Raw genomic sequence first — 23820 nt, 5'->3', positions numbered from 1 at the left:
GGCGCACGGGTGCGGCTCCGGTGGGCTCCGCCGGGCGCGGGAGCCCGCACGATCCGGGTCCGCCCGCACCCCCTGCGCCCCCGGTCCCGCCCGCGCCCCCGGGCCCGCCGCCGTAGAGTGGAGGCCGTGCCCGAGCCCGCCGCCCCCGTCCTGATGATCAGCCTGCACACCTCGCCCCTGGCGCAGCCGGGATCCGGGGACGCCGGCGGGATGAACGTCTACGTCCGCCACCTCGCGCAGGAGCTCGCCGCCGCCGGGCAGCGCGTCGACCTCGCGGTCCTCGACCGCTCCCCCGGCGCGCCCCGGGGCCCGCGGACGACGACGACGGTGGTCGCCCCGGGGCTGCGGCTGCACGAGGTCGCCGTCCCCGGCGGGGCGGGCGCCGCCAAGGAGCAGCTGCCGCCGCTCGTGCCCGCCGTCGCCGCCGCGCTCGCCGCCGCCCTGCCGGAGGCGCCCCGGGTCGTCCACGCCCACTACTGGCTCTCGGGCGAGGCCGGCCGGCGGATCGCGGACGCCGCCGGGGTCCCCCTGGTGCTGGGGCTGCACACCACCGCCCGGGCCAAGAACCTGCGGGCGGCCGCGGACGAGCCGCCCGAGCCGGCGGCCCGCGCCGACGCCGAGGAGCGGCTGATCGCCCGCGCCGAGGCCACGGTCGTCAACACCCGCGCCGAGGCGCAGCAGCTCGCCGCCCTCTACGGCGCCGACCCGCAGCGCCTGGCGGTGGTCGCCCCCGGGGTGGACCTCGCCGTGTTCCGGCCGGGCCCCGCCGCCGCCGGACCGGGCCTGCCCGACCGGGCGCTGCGGGTGCTCTTCGCGGGCCGGCTGCAGCCGCTGAAGGGCCCGCAGGTGCTCGTCGAGGCCCTCGGCGCGCTGCGGCGGGACCCGTCCGCGCCCGCCGTGGAGCTCGAGCTCGCCGGCGTCGGCGACCCCGCCTTCGCCGCGGTCCTGCGCGCGCGGGTCCGGGCGCTGGGCCTGGCGGGTGCGGTGCGCTTCTCCGGGGCCCTGCCCGAGGCCGGGCTCGCGCAGCGGATGCGCCGGGCCGACGTCGTCGCCGTTCCTTCCTCCTCGGAGACCTTCGGGCTCGTGGCCCTCGAGGCCCAGGCCTGCGGCACCCCCGTGCTGGCCACGGACGTCGACGGGCTGCGCACGGCCGTCCTCGACGGGGTCACCGGCCGGCTCGTGCCGGACCGCTCGCCGGAGGCCTGGGCGCACGCGCTCGCGGACCTCGCGGCCCGGCCCGCCGCCCTGGAGCGGCTCGGGCAGGCCGCGGCCCGGCGCGCCCGCGGGTTCTCGTGGGCGGCCACCGCCCGGGCCACCGCGGAGGTCTACGAGCGGGCCCGGGCGCGGGTCCCCGGCCGCCCCGGGGCGCATACACTCGGGGCGTGAGCAGCTTCCCCGCCCCCGCCCCGACCGCCGACGACCTCCTCCGCCATCTCGACGAGCACCGGCTGACCGGTCCGGTGGCCACCCCCCGCGAGGCGAACCTGCGCAACATCCAGGGCTTCCTCGACGGCGACCAGCACCAGCACATGGGCGTGGTCCGCACCCGCGAGTGGTCCTTCGACGACGTGTTCGCGCTGATGTGCGAGCGCGTGGGCATCTCCGCCGACCGCGGCCACCTCGAGGGCCAGGACACGATCTCGGCCGCCCTGGCCGTCGCGGCGCTTGAGCGCTACGCCGCGGCGCTCGGCGAGGTCGTCGCCGCGGGCGGGCGGGTGCTGCTGGCCACCGGCCACCCGGCGGGGCTGTTCCCCGTCTACGCCCGCATCGCCGGCGCGGCCCGCCGCGCCGGGGCGCACGTGGTGCAGGTGCGCGACGGCTTCGCCTTCGAGGACGGCGACGTGCGACAGATCCAGGACGTCGTGATGGTCGAGCAGTACGGCGGGCTGCGGCACACCCACTTCCCCGGGCCGATGGAGCTGGCCCTGGACCGGCTGGAGCGCGACGGGCAGGCCCCGCCGGACCTCGTGGTCGCCGACCACGGCCTCGCGGGGGCGGCCGGGTCCCGGGGGCTGCGCACGATCGCGATCGCCGACTGCAACGACCCCGGCGTCTTCGTCGCCGAGGCCCAGGGCCAGGTGGAGGTCGCCGTGCCCCTCGACGACAACCTCCCGCCGCGCCGCTACGACCCGGTCACCGCGTTCGTCCTGGAACGGGCGGGCCTGGCCGCCCACGCCTGACCGGCCCCCGCCGGACCGGCCCTCCGCCTGCCTGCGCCGCTGCGCGGGATCCCACCGGGACGACGGGATCCCGCGCGGCGGCCGGTGCCGGCGTGGGATCCCGTCGCCCCGAGGGGGATCCCGCGGTCCGGGGCGGGACCGCTGCGGTGGCTCAGCGCTCGCGCTCGCCCCGGATGAAGGCCTCGAGGCCGGCCCGGGCCACGTCGTCGGCCTGCTGCTCGGCCGGGGACTTCATGAAGTACGCCGAGGCCGAGGTCAGCGGACCGCCCAGCCCGCGGTCCAGGCCGATCTTCGCCGCCCGGATCGCGTCGATGATCACCCCGGCCGAGTTCGGGGAGTCCCAGACCTCCAGCTTGTACTCCAGGGAGATCGGGGCCCCGCCGAAGCCGTGGCCCTCCAGCCGCACGAACGCGAACTTGCGGTCGTCCAGCCACGGCACGTGGTCCGAGGGGCCGATGTGGACGTCCTTGGTGCCGAACTCGCGCTGGACGTTGGAGGTGACCGCCTGGGTCTTGGAGATCTTCTTCGACTCCAGCCGGTTGCGCTCGAGCATGTTCATGAAGTCCATGTTCCCGCCCACGTTGAGCTGGTAGGTGCGGTCCAGCACGTACCCGCGGTCCTCGAGCAGCTTCGCCAGCACCCGGTGGGTGATCGTCGCCCCGATCTGGGACTTGATGTCGTCGCCGACGATCGGCACCCCGGCCTCGGTGAACTTCGCCGCCCACACCGGGTCCGAGGCGATGAACACGGGCAGGGCGTTGACGAAGGCCACCCCGGCGTCCAGGGCCGCCTGGGCGTAGAACCGGTCGGCCTCCTCGGAGCCCACCGGCAGGTAGGAGACCAGCACGTCGACCTGCGCGTCCCGCAGGGCCTGGGCGACGTCCACGGGCTCGGCCGCCGACTCCTCGACCATCGCCCGGTAGTACTCCCCCAGCCCGTCCAGGGTGGGCCCGCGCTGGACGGTCACCCCGGTGGGCGGGACCTCGGCGAAGGTCATGGTGTTGTTCTCCGAGGCGTGGATCGCCTCGCACAGGTCCACGCCGACCTTGGCGGCGTCGACGTCGAAGGCGGCCACGAACTGCACGTCGCCCACGTGGTAGTCGCCGAAGACCACGTGCATGAGCCCGGGCACGGACTCGGCGGGGTCGGCGTCGGCGTAGTAGTGCACGCCCTGGACGAGGGACGAGGCGCAGTTGCCGACACCGGCGATGGCCACGCGGATGGGGTGGTGGGGCACAGGACTCCTTTGTCGTGGTGGTCCCCTCCCCGGGCCGGGCGCGCGCCCGGGCAGCACCCGGTGGGCGTGCGGCGGGGAGGACTACAGCGGCCCAGTCTATCCGCGCCCGCGGGCCCCCTCCCCCGCCCCTGCCCCTCGCGGGAGCCCACGTCGGGGGCGCCGACGGCGCGGGCTCCCGCGCGGCACGGGATCCTCCGGAGGAGAGGACGCAGCGCCGCGGGGAGGGCGTGCGCCCGGCGGACGGTGCGGGCGCGCAGGGTGCGGGCTCAGCGGGCGCCGAGCAGCAGGGCGGCGGCCAGCACCAGGAACAGCGCCCCGGCGGCGAGCTCGACGGCCGCGGCCCGGCGCCGGAAGGCCGCGGCGAGGCGCTCGACCGACCCGGCCCACGCGACGGCAGTGAACCAGCCCAGGCCCACGGCCACGAGCAGGACGTAGACCAGGGCCGTCTCCCACCACCGGGCGCCGGCGGGCACCACGTTGGCGAACAGGGCGACGAAGAACACGATCGCCTTGGCGTTGGAGAGGTTCGTGACCAGTCCGACCACGAAGGCCCGTCCCGGGGTCAGGGCCCGGGACGGGCCGGGCCCGCCGCGCAGCGGGTCCGGCCCCCCGCCGGGGTCGCGGTCCTCCGGCGGGGCGCCGGACCCGGCCGCCCGGGCGGGGACCCGGGCCGCCAGGCCGGCGCGCACGCCGCCGATGCCGAGCCAGCCCAGGAACAGCGCCCCGCCGACCTGCAGGAGCCGCTGCAGCGGCTCGGCGCCGGCGATGAGCACCGTGACCCCGGTCAGGGACAGCCCGATCCACAGCAGGTTGCCCGTCATCACGCCGGCGGCGGTGAGCACCCCCGCCCGGCGGGAGCCTAGCGAGGCGTTGCGCAGGATCACGAGCACGTCGGGGCCCGGGGAGACGATCCCGGCGATCCACAGCCCGAGCAGGGCGAGGTACTGCGAGGCCTCCACGGGTCAGCGGGTCCCGGTGCTCACGCGTGCTTGGAGTCCTGGGCGCCGGCCCAGATGTTGATGTCGGAGTCCGTGGCCAGCCGGTCGATCGCGGCGAGCTCGTCGTCGGTGAAGTCCAGCCGCTGCACGGCGCCCGCGCTGTCCACGAGCTGGGCGGGCGAGGACGCGCCGACGAGGGCGGTGGTCACCTGGCCGTCCGCCTGCTCCCGCAGGACCCAGGCCAGGGCCATCTGGGCGAGCGTCTGGCCGCGCTCGCGGGCGATGGCGTGCAGGCCGCGGACCTTCTCCAGGGTCCGCTCCGAGAGCCACTCGGGGTCCAGGGACTTCTCGGCCGCGGCGCGGGAGTCGGCCGGGACGCCGTCGAGGTAGCGGTCGGTGAGCATGCCCTGGGCCAGCGGGGTGAAGACGATCGAGCCCATCCCGGCCCGGGTGAGGGCCCCGAGCAGCGAGGTCCCGGACGGGCCGGGGGCCTCGATCCAGCGGTTGAGCATCGAGTAGGACGGCTGGTGGATCAGCAGCGGGGTGCCCAGCTCCCGCATGATCTCCTGGGCGCGCAGGGTCAGCTCGGCGTTGTAGGAGGAGATGCCCGCGTACAGGGCCCGCCCCGAGCGCACGATGTGGTCCAGCGCCCGCATCGTCTCCTCCAGCGGGGTCTCGGGGTCCGGGCGGTGGTGGTAGAACACGTCGACGTGGTCGGTGCCCAACCGCCGCAGGGACTGGTCGAGGGAGGAGACCAGGTACTTGCGGGAGCCGCCGAAGCCGTACGGGCCCGGCCACATGTCCCAGCCGGCCTTCGTGGAGATCACGAGCTCGTCGCGGTAGGGGGCGAGGTCCTCGCGCAGGATCCGCCCGAAGTTCAGCTCCGCGGAGCCCGCGGGCGGGCCGTAGTTGTTGGCCAGGTCGAAGTGCGTGATGCCCAGGTCGAAGGCCGTGCGCAGGATGGCGCGCTGGGTCCCCAGCGGCTTGTCGTCGCCGAAGTTGTGCCACAGCCCCAGGGAGATCAGGGGCAGCTTCAGCCCGGACTCCCCCACCCGGCGGTAGGGCATCGTCTCGTAGCGCTCCGCCGCGGGGACGTAGTGGGCGTCGGGTCCGTAGGTGTGCACGGGGTTCCTTCCGTCGGGCCGTGCACCGCCGGGAGGCCGCCGGAGGGCGCCTCCCGGCCGTGCGCGCGGGGGTCGTGGGGGTCGGTGGGGCGGCGCTCAGCAGCGCACGACGGCGGCGCCGTGGGCGGGCAGCTGCGCGAGCGCGCCGCCGTCGTCCCCGGCGGAGAGGGAGACCTCGCCGGAGCGGAAGAGCACCTCGGCCCCGGCCGTGCCGGGGAAGGGCACCCGCACCGGTTCGGTGCCGAAGTTCAGCAGCACGGCGACGCCGTGGTCCGACCCGGGCTCCGCGGCCCGGTGGAGCACGAACCAGCGGGCGTCGTCGTCGTGGGCCGTGCGGATCGTCGCGAAGCGCGGGTCGGTGAGCTCGGGCACGGTCCGGCGCAGGGTGATCAGCTCGCGGTAGGCGGCCAGGACGCGGGCGTGGTCGCCGCGGCCGGTCTCCGACCAGTCGAGCTTGGAGTTCTCGAAGGTCGAGGGGGCCTGCGGGTCGGGCACGGTCGACTCGTCCCAGCCCATCGAGGCGAACTCGGCCTTGCGGCCGCGGGCCACGGCCTCCCCCAGCTCGGGCTCGGGGTGGGCGGTGAAGAACTGCCACGGCGTGGACGCCCCCCACTCCTCGCCCATGAACAGCATGGGGGTGAAGGGCTGGGTCAGCAGCAGCACCGCCCCGAGCACGAGCCGGTCGGCGTCGAGGCCCGCGCTGATCCGGTCCCCGGCGGCGCGGTTGCCGACCTGGTCGTGGTTCTGGATGCAGGTGACGAACTGCCAGGTCCGCTGCCGGCGCTTGTCCACCGGCCGCCCGTGGTGGCGGCCGCGGAAGGCCGACATGGTGCCGTTGTGGTAGAACGCCTCGCGCACCACCTTGTCGAGGCTGGCCAGGGAGCCGAAGTCCGCGTAGTAGCCCTGGGTCTCCCCCGTGAGGGCGACGTGGGCGGCGTGGTGGAAGTCGTCGAGCCACTGCCCGGTCATGCCCAGGCCGTTCTCGTGCACGGGGGTGATCATCCGGGGGTCGTTGAGGTCGGACTCCGCGATGGTGAACAGCGGCTTGCCGGTCTCGGCGGCGACCCGCTCCACCCGCTCGGCGATCTCCTCGAGGATGTGCACGGCGCGGTGGTCCTGCAGGGCGTGGACGGCGTCGAGCCGGAAGCCGTCCACGTGGTAGTCCCGCAGCCACATCTCCACGTTGTCGAGGATGTGCTCGCGCACGCCGTCGGAGCCCCACCCGTCGAGGTTGATCAGGTCGCCCCAGCTGCTGGCGCCGGGCTTGAAGTAGTCGGCGAACAGCGGCAGGTAGTTCCCGGAGGGGCCCAGGTGGTTGTAGACGACGTCCTGGACCACGCCCAGGCCCCGCTGGTGGCAGGCGTCCACGAAGCGCTGGTAGGCGGCGGGCCCGCCGTAGGACTCGTCGACGGTGTACCACAGCACGCCGTCGTAGCCCCAGTTGTGCTCGCCGTTGAAGCCGTTGACCGGCAGCAGCTCCACGAGGTCCACGCCGAGCTCCACGAGGTGGTCCAGCCGCTCGACCGCCGAGTCGAGGGTGCCCTCGGGGGTGAAGGTCCCCACGTGCAGCTCGTAGACCACGGATCCGGCCAGGGCGCGGCCCGTCCAGGCGCCGTCGCCCCAGGCGTGCTCGGCGGGGTCGAAGGTGCAGGAGAGGTCGTGGACGCCCTGCGGCTGGCGGCGCGAGCGGGGGTCGGGCAGCACGTCGGAGACCTGGGTGCGCTCGTCGGGGGTGCCCTCGTCGAAGACCTTGGTGAGGACGTAGCCGTAGCGCACGGTCCCGGCGGGGACGTCGGCGTCGTCGGGCAGGGTCCACCAGCCCTGGCCGCGGCGGGCGGAGCCGCGCAGGGTGCCGGCGGGCAGGGTGGTGGCGGCGACCATGGGGTGGTCGACGCCCTCCACCCGCACCGTCACGGCCTTGGCGTGGGGGGCCCAGACGTCGAAGCGGTCGAGGCAGGCGCGGTCGGTGGGGACGGTCATCAGGAGTCCTTCCGGCGCAACAGCGCCACGGGGTAGTCGGAGAGGAGGTCGGCCACCGCGACGGTGCCGGTGTGCGGGCGGGCCGTGAGGACGTCCTCCCACGACCCGGCGGGCAGGGCGAGGGTCTCCTCCGTGAAGCCACCGCGCGCGGCCAGGCCCAGGGGCAGCCGGGTGACGACCGTGACGGCGCCGCCGCGGTCGAAGGCGAACACGTGCTCGGCCCGGGGTCCGGAGGCCTGCAGGGGGCTGTAGCCGGTGAACAGCTCCGGCCGGTCGCGGCGCAGCCGCAGCGCCCGGGAGGTCACCAGCAGCTTCGCGGCGCCGTCCGGGCCGACGGCGGGCCTGGCCTCGTCGCTGCCGGGGGCGGCGGCGTCGAGGCGGGCGAGCACGCGGGCGCGCTCCTCGAAGTCGACGGGCCGGCGGTTGTCGGGGTCCACGAGGGACTCGGCCCACAGCTCGGCGCCCTGGTAGACGTCCGGCACGCCGGGCATCGTGAGCTGGACCAGCTTCGCGGCGAGCCCGTTGGACCACCCGGCGGCGGTGACGTGCTCGGCGAAGCCCTCGACGACCGCGCGCATCTCGGGGTCGTGCAGGACGTGGTCGAGGAAACGGGTCAGCCGCGCCTCGAAGTCCTCGTCGCCGTCGACCCACGCGGTCGAGACCCCCGCCTCGCGGGCCGCCTTGAGCGCGTAGTCGGTCAGGCGCTCCTGGTCCAGCGGCCAGGCCCCCACCGCGGTCTGCAGGACGAGGTTGACGAGCGGGCCGTCGCCCACGCGCGTGCCCCGCTCCTCGGCGAGTCGCTTGACGGTGCCCACCACGCCCGCCCACTGCTCGGCGGCCTCGGCGAGCACCGTGATGCGGGCGCGCACCGCCTCGGAGCGCTTGGTGTCGTGGGTGGACAGCGTGGTCATCGCGGCCGGCTCCTCGGCGGCCCGGCGGGCGAGCTCGTCGTGGGCCTCGGCGGGGGTCAGGGAGAAGTGCGAGGGGTCGCCGCCGACCTCGGTCAGGGAGGTCAGCCGGGGGAAGCGGTAGAACGCGGTGTCCTCCACGCCCTTGGCCACGACCATCCCGGAGGTCTGCTGGAAGCGGCGGGCGAGCTCACCGAGCTCGTCCTCGTCCGTGGCCCCGGCGCCGAGCAGCCCGCCCAGGGTGTCGACGGCGTCCGAGAGGTCCGGGCGCCGCTCCCGGGCCGCGTCGAGGGCCGCCCGCAGGTGCTCGGCCCCCTCGGGCAGGTAGCTGCGGTAGACGGGGAAGTTCGCGAGGACCTCCGCGAGCGCGTCCTCGGCGGTCTCCGGGGCGAGCCCGGCGTCGGCGGGCACGAGGCGGGCCAGGCGCCGCACCTCGGCGTGCAGGCCGCGGTCGGCCATGGCGCGCTTGGTGCCGTGGATCAGCTCGTCCCAGTGCACGGGCTGCCCGTCGCGCAGCCGCGCGTCGAGGCTCGTGAGCGCGTACTCCCCCGCGGGGTCGGTGAGCAGCCGGTCGATCGTGCCCAGCGCGTCGTAGCCGGTGGTGCCCGCGGTGGCCCAGCCGCGGGGCAGCCGCTCGCCGGGCTCGAGGATCTTCTCGACCACGACCCACGCGCCGCCGGTGAGCTCCGCCAGCTGCTCGAGGTACCCGCCGGGGTCGCGCAGCCCGTCCGGGTGGTCGATGCGCAGGCCGTCGACGAGGCCCTCGTCGAACCAGCGGCGGATCTCGGCGTGGGAGGCCTCGAAGACCTCGGGGTCCTCCACGCGCACCCCCGCGAGGGTCGCGACCGTGAAGAAGCGGCGGTAGTTGAGCTCGTCGTCGCCGCGGCGCCAGTTGATCAGCTCGTAGTGCTGGCGGGCGTGGACGGCGCGGGCGTCCTCGCCCTCGGTCCACGTGCCCTCGGCGAGCGGGTAGACGTTGTCGTAGTAGCGCAGCGTGCCGTCCTCGACGCGCAGCCGGTCGAGCTCGTCCGCGCCGTCGCCGAGCACGGGGATCAGCACCTTGCCGCCGCCGGCGTCCCAGTCGACGTCGAAGGCGCGCGCCCAGGGCGAGGCCTGCCCCTGCTCGAGCAGCGACCACCACCAGGGGTTCTCCCGGGGCACGGTGACGCCCTGGTGGTTGGGCACGACGTCGACGACCACGCCCATGCCCCTCGCGTGCGCGGCGTCGGCGAGCGCCCGCAGCCCCTCGGGGCCCCCGCGGACGGGGTCGACCTCCTCCGGGGAGGCGACGTCGTAGCCGTGGTCGGATCCGCCCACGGCCCGCAGGACCGGGGAGAGGTAGACCCAGTCGGCGCCGAGGTCGTGGAGGTAGTCCACGAGTCCCGCGGCCCGGTCCAGGGTCAGGTCGGAGGTGATCTGCAGTCGGTAGGTCGATGTCGGTGTGCGCACGCCCCAAGTCTGTCGGGAACACCCCCGAAACGCCAGCAGGCTTGCGACCCGTTGCCGGGTCGCAAGCCTGCCGGTGTCCCGCCGGGCGGGCTCAGCGCGTCACTGGTCCTGCGGGGTCTGCGCGTAGACGGCCACGGAGGCGGCGACCGAGGCGTCGGGCTCCTCCTCGGGCTCCTCGTAGGCGCGCAGCACGACCATCGACTTCCCGCGCAGGGTGATGGTGCTGCGGGAGCGGCGGATCTGCCCGTCGGCGTGCTCGCCCGCGGTGTCGAGGATCTCCTCCCACTGCCGGCCGTAGCGGGCCGGGGGCAGCTTGTACTTCACGGGCTCCGGGTTGGAGTTGAAGTAGACGATGAAGTTCACGTCCGTGATGGGACGCCCGCGCATGTCCACCCCGGCGATGCCGTGGCCGTTGAGCCACATCCCCAGCGAGCGGGACAGCGGCTCGTCCCAGTCGGCGGGCTTCATCGGGGAGCCGTCGGTGTTCAGCCAGGCGATGTCCGGCATGGGCCGGCCGGCGTCGTCCTCGTCCATCTCGACGGGGCGGCCGTCGAAGAAGTTGGAGCGGCGGAACGTGGGGTGCTGGTGGCGCAGCTGGGTCACCGCGGCCACGAACTCGGTCAGCGGCCCGTCCATGGTGTCCCAGTCGATCCACGACAGCTCGTTGTCCTGGCAGTAGGTGTTGTTGTTGCCGTCCTGCGTGCGCCCGAGCTCGTCGCCGTGCAGGACCATGGGCGTGCCCTGGGACAGGAGCAGGGTCGCGAGGAAGTTGCGCTGCTGGCGGGCGCGCAGCCCCAGGATCTCCGGGTCGTCGGTGGGTCCCTCCACCCCGCAGTTCCAGGAGCGGTTGTGGGACTCGCCGTCGTTGTTGCCCTCGCCGTTGGCGTCGTTGTGCTTCTCGTTGTAGGAGACGAGGTCGCGCAGGGTGAAGCCGTCGTGGGCGGTGACGAAGTTGATGGAGGCGAAGGGCCGGCGGCCGCTGTGCTCGTAGAGGTCGGCGGAGCCGGTGATGCGGGAGGCGAACTCGCCGAGGGTCGAGGGCTCGCCGCGCCAGAAGTCGCGCACGGTGTCGCGGTACTTGCCGTTCCACTCCGTCCACTGGGGCGGGAAGTTGCCCACCTGGTAGCCGCCGGGGCCGATGTCCCACGGCTCGGCGATGAGCTTGACCTGGGAGACGACCGGGTCCTGCTGGACGAGCTCGAAGAACGTGGAGAGCTTGTCGACGTCGTAGAACTCGCGGGCCAGCGTGGCGGCCAGGTCGAAGCGGAAGCCGTCCACGTGCATCTCGGTCACCCAGTAGCGCAGGGAGTCCATGATCAGCTGCAGCGAGTGCGGGTGGCGGACGTTGAGGGAGTTGCCCGTGCCCGTGTAGTCCATGTAGTACTTCTGGTCGTCCTCGACCGTGCGGTAGTAGGCCTGGTTGTCGATGCCCTTCATCGACAGCGTGGGGCCCAGGTGGTTGCCCTCGGCGGTGTGGTTGTAGACCACGTCGAGGATCACCTCGATGTCCGCCTCGTGCAGGGCCTTGACCATGGCCTTGAACTCCTGGACCTGCCCGCCGAGGTCGTTGGTGGAGTGGTACTCGTTGTGCGGGGCGAAGAAGCCGATGGTGTTGTAGCCCCAGTAGTTGCGCAGACCCTTCTCCAGCAGCGTGGAGTCCTGCACGAACTGGTGCACCGGCATGAGCTCGATCGCGGTCACCCCGAGCTTCTGCAGGTGGGCGATCACGGCCGGGTGGGCGACCCCGGCGTAGGTGCCGCGCTGCTCCTCCGGGATCTCCGGGTGGCGCTCGGTGAGGCCCTTGACGTGCGCCTCGTAGATCACGGACTTGTGGTACGGGGTGCGCGGGATGCGGTCGCCCTCCCAGTTGAAGAACGGGTTGATCACCACGCCCTTGGGCATGTGCGGGGCCGAGTCCTCCTCGTTGAAGGAGTCCTCCTCCCCGAAGTTGTACGAGAACAGCGGCTGGGCCCAGTCGAACCGGCCGGAGACCGCCTTGGCGTAGGGGTCGAGCAGCAGCTTGGCGGGGTTGCAGCGCTGGCCCGCGGCCGGGTCCCACGGACCGTGCACGCGGTAGCCGTAGCGCTGGCCGGGCTGGACCTGCGGGAGGTAGCAGTGCCACACGTAGCCGTCCTGCGCCTCGACGTCGACGCGGGTCTCCGTGCCGTCGTCGTCGAAGAGGCACAGTTCGACCTTCTCCGCGACCTCGCTGAAGAGGGCGAAGTTGGTGCCGGTCCCGTCGAAGGTCGCTCCGAGGGGATAGGGCTGGCCGGGCCAGACTTCCATGGGCTTCTCCTGTCGCGCCCGCCGGCCGGGGGCGACCGTCAGCGGGCTGTTGGTGGTGACGTGGGGTTAACCATAGCCGCCCGCCCGCCCGCCCCCGTGCGCGCGGGCACCGCGCACGGGGGCGGGCGGGCGGGGGCGGGAGCGCCCGGCACGGGGTCTCAGGAGCGGGCGCGCAGCACGTCCCGCACCCGCTGCGCGAGGACCGTCGGCGGGACCGGGCCGAGGCCGCCGAGGCGGGATGCCTGCCCGTGCACGGCGACCGCGAGCGCGGCGGCCACGGCGAACCGGTTCTCCCCGCGCGCCCACGGCCCCGCGGCGGCGAAGGCGTCGGGGTGCTCGGCGCACGCGGCGAGCACCGCGCCCATGACCCCGGCGAGGGTGTCCCCGCTGCCGGCGGTCGCCAGCCAGGGGCTGCCGTCGGCCTGGGCGAGCAGCAGGCCGCCGGGGGCGGCCACGACCGTGGTCGCGCCCTTGAGGACGACGACGGCGCCCGTGGCCGCGGCGGCCGCCGCCGCCCACCGAGCCGGCTCGGCCTCGACGCCCTCGCGCTCGGGGGCCTCCTCGAGCACGCCGAGCGCCGCCAGCCACGCGAGCACCTGGGCCAGCTCGCCGGCGTGGGGGGTGAGGACCTTGCCGGGGCCCAGGGCGCCGTCGGCGGCGGCGCGCGCGGCCGCGCCGAGCGCCCCGGCGTCGACGACCGCGGGGACGGGGCCGGTGAGCACCGCGTCGATGCGCGACTCCTGGGCGGGGTCCCCGACCGCCCCGGGGCCGACCACCCACGCCTGGACGTGGACCTCGGCCGGGTGGTCCTCGGAGGCGACGACCTCCGGGCTGGTCAGGCACACGAGCCGGCGGGTCTGCGGGTCCCCGAGGTGGCGCACCATCCCGGCGCCGGCGTCGACGGCGGCGCGGGTGCACATCAGGGCCGCCCCGGGGTAGGTGGCCGAGCCTGCGACGACGCCGACCACCCCGCGGGAGTACTTGTGGGAGCCGGCGCCGGGGCGCGGCCACAGGGCGGCGACGTCCTCGGGTTCGAGCCGGCGCAGCGCCGGGGCAGGCAGGGCGGGCTCGAGGCCCAGCGGCACGGTGACGACCCGCCCGCACAGGGCCTCCCCCGGCGGCAGCAGCAGCCCGGCCTTGGCCGACCCGAAGCTGACGGTGGTGCCGGCGGGCAGGACGGGCCCGTGCACCGCACCGGTGTCGGCGCCGACCCCGGAGGGGACGTCGCAGGCCACGACCTCGGGGCCGGCGCCGTCGGGCAGGCCGTCGAGGACCTCCTGGACCAGCGCGGCGGCGGCCCCGCGCAGCCCGCCCCGGGCGCCGGTGCCCAGCACGGCGTCCACCACGAGGTCCGCGGCCAGCACCCGCCCGGCCGCGCCGGCGCCGTCGGGGCCGCCGAGGAACAGGACCCGTCCGCCGGCGGCCCGCAGGGCGGCCTCGCCCTCCGTGTGGAGCCGGTCGCCGGTGGCGACCGCGAGCACGGCCGCGCCCCGGCGGGCCAGCTCGGCGCCGGCCCACAGGCCGTCCCCGCCGTTGTTGCCGGTGCCGGCGAGGACCACGACCCGGGCCCCGGCCACCTTCCCGCGGCGCTCCCGCAGCCGGCGCGCGCACGCCAGGGCCAGGCCGTGGGCGGCCCGGCGCATCAGGGCGGGCCCGTCGCCGCGCTCGAGGAAGGGGGTCTCGGCGGCGCGCACCTGCGAGCCGGTGTGCGCCTCGATCACGCCGGGACCTGCCCCTCGCGGCCGGGCGCCCCGGGGGCCGGGTCCACCGGGGCGGTCCGCTCGGCGACGACCATGGCCATCGCGATCCCGCCGTCGTGGGTCATGGTCAGGTGCCAGCGGTCGATGCCCTGGCGGCGGGCCTCGTCCGCGACCGTGCCCTCGGTGCGCAGCACGGGCGCCCCGGAGGGGTCCTTCTCGATCCAGCAGTGCTGCCAGATCATCCCGGGCGGGGCCTTGAGGGCCTTGGCCGCCGCCTCCTTCGCGGCGAAGCGGGCGGCCAGCGAGCGCACGTGCAGTCCCCGCTCCCCCGGCGTGAAGAGCCGTTCCACGAGCCCGGGGGTGCGGGCGATCTGCGCCTCGAAGCGGGCGACGTCCACCACGTCGATGCCGGTGCCGATGATCATGGCCCCACCCTAGCCGCGCGGCACGGCGGCGTGGCGCACGAGGGCGGGCACCGGACGCGGGCGCCGGGACGCCGGGACGGGACCGGGGCGCCGGGACGGCAGGACGGGACCGGGGTGACCGGCCGCGGCGGCTCCCGCCGCGGGTGCGCGGTCCTGCGGCTCCGGCCGGCGTGCGGGCTCCCCGGCCCGGACGGGGCCTGCCCCTGGGCCCGCCCCCGGACGGCCAAGGGGCAGGCCCGACCTCGGTCCAGCCCCCGTCCCACCCCCGGACGGCCGCCGACCCGCCGCCCGACGGGGGCGGCGGGCCGGCGGCACCGTGCGGCGGCGGGGGCTACTCGACGGTGACGGACTTCGCGAGGTTGCGCGGCTGGTCGACGTCGTAGCCCTTGGCGGTGGCCAGCTCGCAGGCGAAGATCTGCAGCGGAACCGTGGCCAGCAGCGGCTGGAGCAGCGTCGGGGCCTGCGGGACGCGGAAGACGTGGTTGGCGTAGTCCGCGACGGCCTCGTCCCCCTCCTCGGCGATCACGATGGTCACCGCGCCGCGGGCGCGGATCTCCTGGATGTTGGAGACGACCTTGGCGTGCAGGGAGTCGCGGCCCCGCGGGGAGGGCACGATCACGAAGACCGGCTGGCCCTCCTCGATCAGGGCGATGGGCCCGTGCTTGAGCTCGCCGGCCGCGAAGCCCTCCGCGTGGATGTAGGCGATCTCCTTGAGCTTCAGCGCGCCCTCGAGCGCGACCGGGTAGCCCACGTGGCGGCCGAGGAAGAGCACCGAGGCGGCGTCCTTCATCTGCTGGGCCAGGGACTTGACCTGGTCCTGGGTGTCGATGACCGCCTGGATCTTCGCCGGCATCGCCTCGAGCTCGGCGAGGATGCCCGCGATCTCGTCCTTGTACTTGTTCCCGCGCAGCTGGGCCAGGTAGAGGCCCAGGAGGTAGGCGGCGGTGATCTGGGCGAGGAACGCCTTGGTCGAGGCGACCGCGATCTCCGGGCCGGCGTGGGTGTACAGCGCCGCGTCGGCCTCCCGGGGGATGGTCGAGCCGTTGGTGTTGCAGATCGCCACGACCTTCGCGCCCTGCTCCTGGGCGTGCCGGACCGCCATGAGGGTGTCCATGGTCTCCCCCGACTGGGAGAGGGCCACCACGAGGGTGCGCTCGTCGACGATGGGGTCGCGGTAGCGGAACTCGTGGGCCAGCTCGACCTCGGTGGGGATCCGGCACCAGTGCTCGATCGCGTAGCGGGCGACCTGGCCCGCGTAGGCGGCGGTGCCGCAGGCGACGACGACGATCTTGTCCACCGCGCGCAGCACGGACTCGTCGATCTTCAGCTCGTCGAGGACCAGGTTCCCCTCGGGGTCGGTGCGGCCCATGAGGGTCTGCTCCACGGCCATGGGCTGCTCGTTGATCTCCTTCTCCATGAAGGAGGGGAAGCCGCCCTTCTCGGCGGCGGCGGCGTCCCACAGCACCTCGAAGGGCTTGCCCTCGGCGGGCCGGCCCTCGAAGTCGGTGATCTCGTAGCCCTCGGCGGTGATCGACACGACCTGGTCCTGGCCGAGCTCCACCGCGCGGCGGGTGTGGTCGATGAACCCGGAGACGTCCGAGCCGAGGAAGTTCTCGCCCTCCCCCAGCCCGAGCACGAGCGGGGAGTTGCGGCGGGCGGCCACGACGCGGCCGGGATGGTCGACGTGCACGGCGAGGATCGTGAAGGCGCCCTCGAGCCGGCGGGCCGTGGCCTGGACGGCGGCCACGAGGTCCTGGTCGCCGAGGTCGTTGTAGGTCTCCGCGAGCAGCGCGGCGGCGACCTCGGTGTCCGTCTCCGAGGTGAAGGCGTGGCCCTTCTCGGTGAGCTCCTGCTTGAGCTCGGCGAAGTTCTCGATGATCCCGTTGTGGATCACGGCCAGCCGGCCGCCGTCGACGACGTGCGGGTGGGCGTTGAGGTCGGTGGGCCCGCCGTGGGTCGCCCACCGGGTGTGGCCGATGCCCGTGGCGGAGGCGGGCAGCGGGTCGCGGCGCAGCTCCTCCTCGAGGTTGGCCAGCTTGCCGGCCTTCTTGCGGTGGCCGATCGCACCGTCCGCCACGACGGCGACGCCGGCCGAGTCGTAGCCGCGGTACTCCAGCCGGCGCAGGCCCTCCACGAGGACGTCCAGGGCGCCGTGCGAGGTCTCGGCCGAGGGGGAGGCCGGGCCCACATATCCAACGATTCCACACATGCGCTTCACAGTACCGCATGGATTCCGCCGCCCCGGGCAGGCCGGGGCGGGCTGCGACGGGCCACTTGGGGGGACACCGGGACGCCGTTCGGGGGACGGCGGCGGGTCCCGCAGGACGCTCCCGGGCGGGCCGGTCCGTCAGCCCCGGCGCTCCCGAGCGGCCTCGGCCACGAGCGCCTCGAGGCGCGGGAAGAGCGGGTGCTGCGGGTCCAGCCCCGTGATCTCGCGCGCGGCCTCGGCCGCCCCGCGGTGCTCGAGCAGCTCCCCCAGGCGGACCGCCTCGGGGTCCGAGGGGGCGTCGAAGCGCAGGGCCGCGGCCATCGCCCGCTGGAGGGCCTCGGTGCCCAGTCCGCGCTCGGCCAGCTCCGCGGCGGGGCCGACGAAGCGCTCGTGCCGGCCGAGCTTGCGCAGGGGCGCCCGGCCCACCCGCTCGACCGTGTCGGGCAGGGCGTCGTTGGCGAAGCGGGCGAGGATCTTCCGCACGTAGCGCTCGTGCTCGGCGGCGTCGAAGCCGTGCTTGGCGACGAGCAGGGCCGAGGTCTCCGCCAGCACGGCCTCGACCCCCGCCCGCACCTCCGGGTCGGCCAGCGCCTCCGCGATCGTGCGCCGGCCGGCGGCCCGGCCGAGGTAGGCGGCCGCGGCGTGGCCGGTGTTCACCGTGAAGAGCTTGCGCTCGATGTAGGGCGCCAGTGATGGCACCCAGGTGATCCCGGGGATCTGCGGCAGGGCCTCCCCGAAGGGCCCGGACTCGACGGCCCACTCGTAGTAGGGCTCCACGCGCACGTCGAGCCCGCCGCCGGGGGCCTGGTCGGGCACGATCCGGTCCACCGCCGTGTTGGCGAAGACAGCCCGGGCGTCGACGGCGGCGTCGTCGAGGCCGTGCTCGCGCGCCGCGGCGCGGACCTGCTCCTCGAGCAGGTCCGTGGCGTTGATCGCGTTCTCGCACGCCATCACGGCCTGGCGGGGCTCCCCGGCCGGGCGCGCGGCCAGGCCCGCGGCGATCGCCGGGGCCACGAAGCGCAGCACGCTCGGGCCCACGGCGGTCGTGACGACGTCGGCCGCGGCCAGCCGCGCCGTGAGCTCCTCGGGCTCCGCGGCGGAGTGCACGGCCGTGTAGTCGCCGACGACGTGGTCCCGCCCGCCCGCGCCGACCTCGTGCACCGTGTACCGGGGGGTGCTCCGGAGGGCGTCGACGAGGGGCTCGGCCACGTCGGCGAAGACGAGGCCGTAGCCGGCCTCGTGCAGCAGCAGGCCGACGAAGCCGCGGCCGATGTTCCCGGCGCCGAAGTGCACGGCCTGTTTCATGAGTTCACCTTCCCGAGGATCTCGAGGACCTCGTCCGCGGTGCGCGCCTCGTTCAGGCGCGCGACCTGCTCCTTGCTGCTGAAGATCCGGGCGATCTTGGCGAGCATGCCCAGGTGCTCCTTGTCCTTGCCCGCGATGCCGATCACCCAGGTGACGGGCTTGCCGTTCCAGTCCACCGGCTCGGTGTAGCGCACCACCGACAGGGCGGAGCGGAGGATGGAGTCCTTCGCGTCGTTGGTCCCGTGCGGGATCGCCAGACCGTTGCCCATGAAGGTGGACACCGACTCCTCGCGCTCGTGCATCGAGGCCACGTAGGCGTCGTCCACGGCCCCGGCGGCCACGAGCAGCCCGCCGGCCTCGTCGATGGCCTGCGCGGCGCTGCGCGCCCCGCCGTCCATGACGATCCGCTCGCGGGTCAGCACGGGCTCGGCCTCCGCCCCGGTCTCCCGGGCCGGTCCCTCCGCCGGTGCTGCCGCGGCCGTCGTCGTCCCCGCCGGGCCCGCCGCCGTCCCGGCCGCGCCCGCGGCCCCTGCCGTCGCCCCGGCGGGGGCGCCGTCCGCGCCGTCGACGTTGCGCCGGCGCACCGCCTCGACGATCTCGTCGTAGCGGGGGCTGCCCATGAAGTTGTCGACCGTGACCACGGACGCGCTCGGGACCTTGGGCCGGGCCCGGGTGGCGAGGTCCTGGTGGGTGACCACGATGTCGAAGTCGTCGGTGAGGTTGGCGATCGCCGCGTTGGTGACCGTCACGTCCTCGAAGCCCGCCGACCGGACCTTGTTGCGCAGCACGGAGGCGCCCATCGCCGAGGAGCCCATCCCGGCGTCGCACGCGAAGACGATGCGGCGCACGGGCTCCCCCGCGTCGAGGTCGCGCTCGCCGGCGGCGTCGGCGCCGCCGCTGGTGCCGACGAGGGAGGAGGAGACCGAGCTCTTCCGCCCCTTCATCCCCTCCATCCGCGCGGTCGCCTCGGTGAGGTCGCCCTCGCCCTTGTCCCCGGAGGCCTTGAGGATCACGGAGGCCACGAGGAAGGACACGGCCGTGGCCGCGACGACGGCCAGGACCACGCCCACGTAGGAGTCCGAGGCCGTCTGGGCCAGCACCGCGATGATCGACCCGGGCGCGGCCGGGGCGCGCAGGCCCGCGTCGAAGATCGTCAGGGTGAAGATCCCCGTCGCGCCGCCGGCGATGGCGGCCAGGATCAGGGCCGGCTTCATGAGCACGTAGGGGAAGTAGATCTCGTGGATGCCGCCGAAGAAGTGGATCAGGGCCGCCCCCGGGGCCGAGGCCCGTGCGGTCCCGCGGCCGAAGACCATGTAGGCCAGCAGGATCCCCAGGCCCGGGCCCGGGTTGGCCTCGAGCAGGAAGAGGATGGACTTGCCCTGCTCCAGGGCCTGGGCGGTGCCCAGCGGGGTGAGGATGCCGTGGTTGATCGCGTTGTTGAGGAACAGCACCTTCGCCGGCTCGATCAGGATCGAGGTCAGCGGCAGCAGCCCCCGGTCCACCAGGAACTCCACCGCGGCCGCGGCGGCGTTGGAGAACACCAGCACCGCCGGGCCGATGACGAAGAACCCGACGATCGCCATGATCCCGGCGAAGATCCCGGCGGAGAAGTTGTTGACCAGCATCTCGAAGCCGGGCTTGATCTTCCCGTCCCAGATGGCGTCGATCCGCTTCATCAGCCACGCCGTGGCCGGGCCCATGAGCATCGCCCCGATGAACATCGGGATGTCGGCGCCCACGATCACGCCCATCGTGGCGATCGCGCCCACGACGCCGCCGCGCACGTCGTAGACCATCCGTCCGCCGGTGTAGGCGATCAGCAGGGGCAGCAGGTAGGTGATCATCGGGCCCACGAGCCCCGTGTGCGGGGTGCCCTCGGCGTCGGTGCCGAACCCGCCCAGGGGCCCGTAGGGGGTGAAGCCCGCCTCGATGAAGAAGGCGGTGATCAGGCCCCAGGCGATGAACGCCCCGATGTTGGGCATGATCATCCCGGAGAGGAAGGTGCCGAAGCGCTGCACGTGCGCCCGGGCCGCCGTGCCCCTGGACCTGCCGCCCGCGCCGGGCTCCGTCGTCGTCGCTGTCGTGGCCATCGTCTCGTCCTCGGCTCTCGGAAGATGGGGCCGGGGCCACCGGCCGGAGAGCCGGTCGTGGCGGTCCGGCCGACGGTCCGCGCCGTCGTGGCCCCAATGTACCGCCCGCACCGGGCCCGCGCACCGGGGCGCGGCGGGGCGCAGGTCTAGACTGTCCCCGATGAGCACCCACGCCCTCCAGCACCGAGTCTCGCCGTTCGTGGAGCTCGACCGGCAGACCTGGTCGAGGCTCGCGGACGCGATCGACGTCCCCCTGTCCTCCCAGGAGATCGAGAACCTGCGCGGCCTCGGCGACCACCTCGACGTGGAGGAGGTCCGGGAGGTCTACCTGCCGCTGTCCCGGCTGCTCACCCTCTACGACGCCTCCTCGAACCGGCTCAACGCCTCCACGAACGCGTTCCTCGGCGAGGAGCACGCGCGCACCCCGTTCGTCATCGGCATCGCCGGGTCCGTGGCCGCGGGCAAGTCCACGACGGCGCGCCTGCTGCGCGAGCTGCTCTCCCGCTGGCCCTCCACCCCGAACGTGCAGCTCGTGACCACCGACGGGTTCCTCCACCCCAACGCGGAGCTGCACCGCCGCGGGCTGATGGAGCGCAAGGGCTTCCCCGAGTCCTACGACCGGCGGGCGCTGCTGCGCTTCGTCGCGGAGATCAAGTCCGGGGCCCCGGAGGTGCGCGCCCCGCGCTACTCCCACCACAGCTACGACATCGTCCCCGGCGAGGAGGTCGTGGTGACCCGCCCCGACGTGGTCATCGTGGAGGGGCTCAACGTGCTCGCCCCCGCGAAGGTGCGGCCTGGCGACCGGGCGGCCCTCGCCCTGAGCGACTTCTTCGACTTCTCCATCTACGTCGACGCCCGCACGGCCGACATCGAGCGCTGGTACGTGGAGCGCTTCCAGGCCCTGCGCTCCTCGGCCTTCTCCGACCCCGGCTCCTACTTCCACCGCTACGCGGCCCTCTCCGACGACGAGGCCGAGGCCACGGCGCTGGGGATCTGGCGGCGGATCAACGAGCCGAACCTCGTCGAGAACGTGCTGCCCACCCGCGGCCGGGCCCGCCTGATCCTCTCCAAGGGCCCCGACCACTCGGTGCGCCGCGTGCTGCTGCGCAAGAACTGACCCCGTGCGCGCCCCGAGCCCTGCCCCGCGCCACCGCCTCCCCCGCCCGGCCGGGCCCCGGCTCCTCGCGGCGGGCCTGCTCGCCGCGGTGCTGACCGGCTGCGGGGACGCCGGCCCGGGCCCCGCCCCGTCCGCACCCGCGTCCTCCGCACCGGGCCCGGCAGCGGCCTCCCCCGGCGGCCCGCGCTCCTCAGGGGTCCCCGGCACCGCGGCGGCGTCCCCCGGCGGCGGGGATGCGGGGGACGCCCGGGGCCCGGCCGCGGACTCCCCCGTCGACGAGGGGCCGGGGGCCGACCCGGGCACGGCCGCGCCCCCGCCGGAGCTGGACGACCCGGCCTCGCCGGCCGTGGTCGTGAACAAGCGCCGCCCGCTCGACCCGCCGCGCTGGGCGCCGGCGGCACTGGAGGACGTCGAGGGGGTCCGGCTGCGCCCGGAGGCCGCCCGCGACGCCCGCCGGCTGCTCGCCGCCGCGCGCGCCGACGGGGTGCGGATCGTCGCGCTCTCCGGCTACCGCTCCTACGACGACCAGGCCGCCGCCTACGCCGGCTGGGTCGCCCGCCAGGGCCGCGCCGCCGCGGACACCGCCTCGGCGCGCCCGGGCCACTCGGAGCACCAGACCGGGCTGGCCCTCGACGTCGGGCAGGGCGGGGGGTGCGACCTGCAGGTCTGCTTCGCGGACACCCCCGCCGCGGCCTGGGTGGCCGAGCACGCCGCGGAGCACGGGTTCGTGGTGCGCTACCCGTTCGGGGAGCACCCGACGACCGGGTACTGGTACGAGCCCTGGCACCTGCGCCACCTCGGGGCCGAGCGCGCCAGGGAGTACACGTCCTCCGGGGCCGCGACCCTCGAGGAGTTCTCCGGACTGGGGCCGGCCCCGGACTACGGCCCCGCCCGCTGAGCGCGCCCGCCGCCGGGCGTGCCGCCACGACGGGGCGCCCGCACCGGCGTGTGACGGAGCTCCCCGTCCGGAAAACGCACTTCCGGGCTACTCTGTGAGCATGCTCAAGGGTTTCAAAGAATTCATCATGAAGGGCAACGTCCTGGACCTCGCCGTCGCCGTGATCATCGGCGCCGCCTTCGCCCAGGTCGTCAACGCCATGGTCGAGGCCGTGCTGATGCCGGCCATCTCCGCGCTGGTGGGCTCGCCCAACTTCGACTCGTTCGCGATGGTCACCCTCAACGGCAACGACATCCGGTTCGGCGTGCTGCTCACCGCGCTCGTGAACTTCCTGCTCGTGGCCGCCGCGGTCTACTTCGCGATCGTGCTGCCCATGAACAAGATGATCGAGGCCCGCAACCGCCGCCTCGGCATCACCCCGGCCGAGGAGGAGGCCGACCCGCAGGTCCAGCTCCTCACCGAGATCCGCGACGCGCTCACCCAGCGCTCCGCCTGACCCGTCCACCCGTCCGTTCGAGGCCCGCACCGGCAGCGCCGGTGCGGGCCTCGGCCCGTCCGCGCCGCCGGTCCGGCGGGCGCGGCACCGCGCTCAGACGGTGAGGGCGGTCTCCTGCTCCACGACCGCGGCCAGGTGCTCGGCCTCCGCGCGGGCGGTCTCCTCCGTGGCGGCCTCGACCATGACCCGCACCACCGGCTCGGTCCCCGAGGGGCGCAGCAGCACCCGGCCGGTCTCCCCCAGGCGCTGCTCGACCTCCGCGACGGCCGCCCGCACGGCGGCGTTGGAGCCCACGGCGGACCGGTCGACCCCGCGCACGTTGACGAGCACCTGCGGCAGGCGGGTCATCACCCGGGCGAGCTCCGCGAGCGGGGTGCCCGTGGCGGCCACGCGCGAGGCCAGCATCAGCCCGGTGAGCAGGCCGTCGCCGGTGGTCGCCCAGTCGGACATGATGACGTGCCCGGACTGCTCGCCGCCGAGGTTGTAGCCGTGCTCGGTCATCGTCTCGAGGACGTAGCGGTCGCCGACCGCGGTCTCGCGGACCTCGATCCCGGCCTCCCGCAGGGCGAGCTTGAGCCCGAGGTTGCTCATCACGGTGGCCACCAGGGTGTCGTCCACCAGCCGGCCCTGCTCCTTCAGGCCGAGGGCGAGGATCGCCATGATCTGGTCGCCGTCGACCTCCTGGCCCGTGTGGTCGACCGCGAGGCAGCGGTCGGCGTCGCCGTCGTGGGCGATGCCGAGGTCCGCCCCGCGCTCGAGCACCGCCCGGCGCAGGGGCTCGAGGTGGGTCGAGCCGCAGCCGTCGTTGATGTTGAGCCCGTCCGGCTCGGCGCCGATGACCTGCACGTCGGCCCCGGCGTCCCGGAACGCGTCCGGGGAGACCCCCGAGGCGGCGCCGTTGGCGCAGTCCAGGACGATGCGCAGGCCCTCCAGCCGCTGCGGGATCGCGCCCACGAGGTGGAGGACGTAGCGGTCCTCGGCGTCGGTGAGGAGGCTGATCCGCCCGACCTCCGCGCCCGTGGGGCGGCGGAAGTCCCCGGACTCCCACACCGCCTGGATCTCGTCCTCGACCCGGTCCGGCAGCTTGCGCCCGCCGTGGGCCAGGAACTTGATGCCGTTGTCCGGGGCGGGGTTGTGGGACGCGGAGATCATCACGCCGAAGTCGGCGTCCAGGTCGGCCACGAGGTAGGCCAGCGCCGGGGTCGGCAGCACGCCGGCGTCGTGGACGTCCACGCCCGAGCCGGCCAGGCCCGCGGCCACGGCGGCGCCCAGGAACTCCCCGCTCGCGCGGCCGTCGCGGGCCAGGACCGCGGTGGGCCGGCGGCCCTCGGGGGCGTGGCCGTGGCCGAGCACGATCGCCGCCGCCTGCGCGAGGTCCAGGGTCATGTTGGCTGTGAGGAGGTCGTTCGCGAGCCCGCGGACGCCGTCCGTTCCGAATAATCTAGACATCGGACCCATAGTACGGTCCGCCCGGCCGC

17 protein-coding genes are annotated in these 23820 nt (G+C 74.9%); 5 read left to right on the top strand and 12 right to left on the bottom strand.

Going from position 1 to position 23820, the window contains the following annotated elements; translation table 11 throughout:
- Positions 1-126 precede the first annotated feature (126 nt).
- Positions 127-1386 carry a glycosyltransferase gene (locus LQU92_RS14415; RefSeq protein WP_230781389.1) on the top strand — a complete coding sequence of 420 codons (1260 nt, stop codon included), beginning with the start codon at positions 127-129 and terminating at the stop codon, positions 1384-1386.
- On the top strand, positions 1383-2180 hold the full coding sequence (locus LQU92_RS14410) for a phosphatase (protein ID WP_101851933.1): 798 nt from the start codon (positions 1383-1385) through the stop codon (positions 2178-2180). Before LQU92_RS14415 ends, LQU92_RS14410 begins: the two co-directional genes overlap by 4 nt.
- Positions 2181-2331: 151 nt before the next feature.
- Here LQU92_RS14410 and LQU92_RS14405 read toward each other — a convergent pair whose 3' ends face one another.
- From LQU92_RS14405 to LQU92_RS14355, 11 genes are all read right to left on the bottom strand, one after another.
- Positions 2332-3417 (bottom strand): inositol-3-phosphate synthase, encoded by a 1086-nt coding sequence (locus LQU92_RS14405; protein WP_101851932.1) that lies wholly within the window; start codon positions 3415-3417, stop codon positions 2332-2334.
- Between the two features lie 266 nt (positions 3418-3683).
- Positions 3684-4376 carry a LysE family translocator gene (locus LQU92_RS14400; protein WP_230781388.1) on the bottom strand — a complete coding sequence of 231 codons (693 nt, stop codon included), beginning with the start codon at positions 4374-4376 and terminating at the stop codon, positions 3684-3686.
- 20 nt (positions 4377-4396) lie between these two features.
- Positions 4397-5479 carry an L-glyceraldehyde 3-phosphate reductase gene (gene mgrA, locus LQU92_RS14395; RefSeq protein WP_308071642.1) on the bottom strand — a complete coding sequence of 361 codons (1083 nt, stop codon included), beginning with the start codon at positions 5477-5479 and terminating at the stop codon, positions 4397-4399.
- A 96-nt stretch (positions 5480-5575) separates the two neighbouring features.
- Positions 5576-7459: a malto-oligosyltrehalose trehalohydrolase gene (gene treZ, locus LQU92_RS14390; protein ID WP_230781387.1), complete on the bottom strand. Its 1884-nt coding sequence runs from the start codon at positions 7457-7459 to the stop codon at positions 5576-5578.
- Complete coding sequence (gene treY, locus LQU92_RS14385; protein WP_230781386.1) at positions 7459-9816, bottom strand: malto-oligosyltrehalose synthase; 2358 nt, start codon at positions 9814-9816, stop codon at positions 7459-7461. The genes treZ and treY overlap by 1 nt, the downstream gene beginning before the upstream one ends.
- A 99-nt stretch (positions 9817-9915) precedes the next feature.
- Positions 9916-12102: a glycogen debranching protein GlgX gene (gene glgX, locus LQU92_RS14380; RefSeq protein WP_101851927.1), complete on the bottom strand. Its 2187-nt coding sequence runs from the start codon at positions 12100-12102 to the stop codon at positions 9916-9918.
- Between the two features lie 158 nt (positions 12103-12260).
- Entirely contained in the window at positions 12261-13823 is a 1563-nt protein-coding gene (locus tag LQU92_RS14375; RefSeq protein WP_101851926.1) for an NAD(P)H-hydrate epimerase, read from the bottom strand.
- Entirely contained in the window at positions 13820-14227 is a 408-nt protein-coding gene (locus tag LQU92_RS14370; RefSeq protein WP_230781385.1) for a holo-ACP synthase, read from the bottom strand. The genes LQU92_RS14375 and LQU92_RS14370 overlap by 4 nt, the downstream gene beginning before the upstream one ends.
- 331 nt (positions 14228-14558) lie before the next feature.
- Positions 14559-16436: a glutamine--fructose-6-phosphate transaminase (isomerizing) gene (gene glmS, locus LQU92_RS14365; RefSeq protein ID WP_101851924.1), complete on the bottom strand. Its 1878-nt coding sequence runs from the start codon at positions 16434-16436 to the stop codon at positions 14559-14561.
- 138 nt (positions 16437-16574) lie between these two features.
- Positions 16575-17741, bottom strand: a complete 1167-nt coding sequence (locus LQU92_RS14360; RefSeq protein ID WP_230781384.1) for a mannitol-1-phosphate 5-dehydrogenase — start codon at positions 17739-17741, stop codon at positions 16575-16577.
- Positions 17738-19831 (bottom strand): PTS mannitol transporter subunit IICBA, encoded by a 2094-nt coding sequence (locus LQU92_RS14355; RefSeq protein WP_305067891.1) that lies wholly within the window; start codon positions 19829-19831, stop codon positions 17738-17740. The genes LQU92_RS14360 and LQU92_RS14355 overlap by 4 nt, the downstream gene beginning before the upstream one ends.
- A 160-nt stretch (positions 19832-19991) precedes the next feature.
- Here LQU92_RS14355 and coaA point away from each other — a divergent pair, with 160 nt between their 5' ends.
- From coaA to mscL, 3 genes are all read left to right on the top strand, one after another.
- Complete coding sequence (gene coaA / locus LQU92_RS14350) at positions 19992-20948, top strand: type I pantothenate kinase (RefSeq protein ID WP_058859336.1); 957 nt, start codon at positions 19992-19994, stop codon at positions 20946-20948.
- A gap of 4 nt (positions 20949-20952) precedes the next feature.
- The gene (locus tag LQU92_RS14345) at positions 20953-21846 is read left to right on the top strand and encodes a D-alanyl-D-alanine carboxypeptidase family protein (RefSeq protein ID WP_230781383.1); all 894 of its coding nucleotides are present in this window, start codon (positions 20953-20955) and stop codon (positions 21844-21846) included.
- Between the two features lie 100 nt (positions 21847-21946).
- Positions 21947-22342 carry a large conductance mechanosensitive channel protein MscL gene (gene mscL / locus LQU92_RS14340; protein ID WP_058859962.1) on the top strand — a complete coding sequence of 132 codons (396 nt, stop codon included), beginning with the start codon at positions 21947-21949 and terminating at the stop codon, positions 22340-22342.
- A gap of 93 nt (positions 22343-22435) precedes the next feature.
- Here mscL and glmM read toward each other — a convergent pair whose 3' ends face one another.
- Positions 22436-23791 carry a phosphoglucosamine mutase gene (gene glmM, locus LQU92_RS14335; RefSeq protein WP_230781381.1) on the bottom strand — a complete coding sequence of 452 codons (1356 nt, stop codon included), beginning with the start codon at positions 23789-23791 and terminating at the stop codon, positions 22436-22438.
- Positions 23792-23820 lie beyond the last annotated feature (29 nt).

The organism is Kocuria sp. LUK (assembly GCF_021012935.1).
Classification (GTDB): domain Bacteria; phylum Actinomycetota; class Actinomycetes; order Actinomycetales; family Micrococcaceae; genus Kocuria; species Kocuria flava.
Note: the sequence above shows the minus strand (reverse complement) of the source record. Positions and strands in the feature narration are given on the sequence as shown.

What these genes read in the sequence shown, in the direction of transcription:
- treZ (WP_230781387.1), bottom strand. Translation starts at nt 7,459, where the DNA reads ATGACCGTCCCCACCGACCGCGCCTGCCTCGACCGCTTCGACGTCTGG.
- glgX (WP_101851927.1), bottom strand. Translation starts at nt 12,102, where the DNA reads ATGGAAGTCTGGCCCGGCCAGCCCTATCCCCTCGGAGCGACCTTCGAC.
- LQU92_RS14370 (WP_230781385.1), bottom strand. Translation starts at nt 14,227, where the DNA reads ATGATCATCGGCACCGGCATCGACGTGGTGGACGTCGCCCGCTTCGAG.
- glmS (WP_101851924.1), bottom strand. Translation starts at nt 16,436, where the DNA reads ATGTGTGGAATCGTTGGATATGTGGGCCCGGCCTCCCCCTCGGCCGAG.
- LQU92_RS14360 (WP_230781384.1), bottom strand. Translation starts at nt 17,741, where the DNA reads ATGAAACAGGCCGTGCACTTCGGCGCCGGGAACATCGGCCGCGGCTTC.
- LQU92_RS14355 (WP_305067891.1), bottom strand. Translation starts at nt 19,831, where the DNA reads ATGGCCACGACAGCGACGACGACGGAGCCCGGCGCGGGCGGCAGGTCC.
- coaA (WP_058859336.1), top strand. Translation starts at nt 19,992, where the DNA reads ATGAGCACCCACGCCCTCCAGCACCGAGTCTCGCCGTTCGTGGAGCTC.
- mscL (WP_058859962.1), top strand. Translation starts at nt 21,947, where the DNA reads ATGCTCAAGGGTTTCAAAGAATTCATCATGAAGGGCAACGTCCTGGAC.
- glmM (WP_230781381.1), bottom strand. Translation starts at nt 23,791, where the DNA reads ATGTCTAGATTATTCGGAACGGACGGCGTCCGCGGGCTCGCGAACGAC.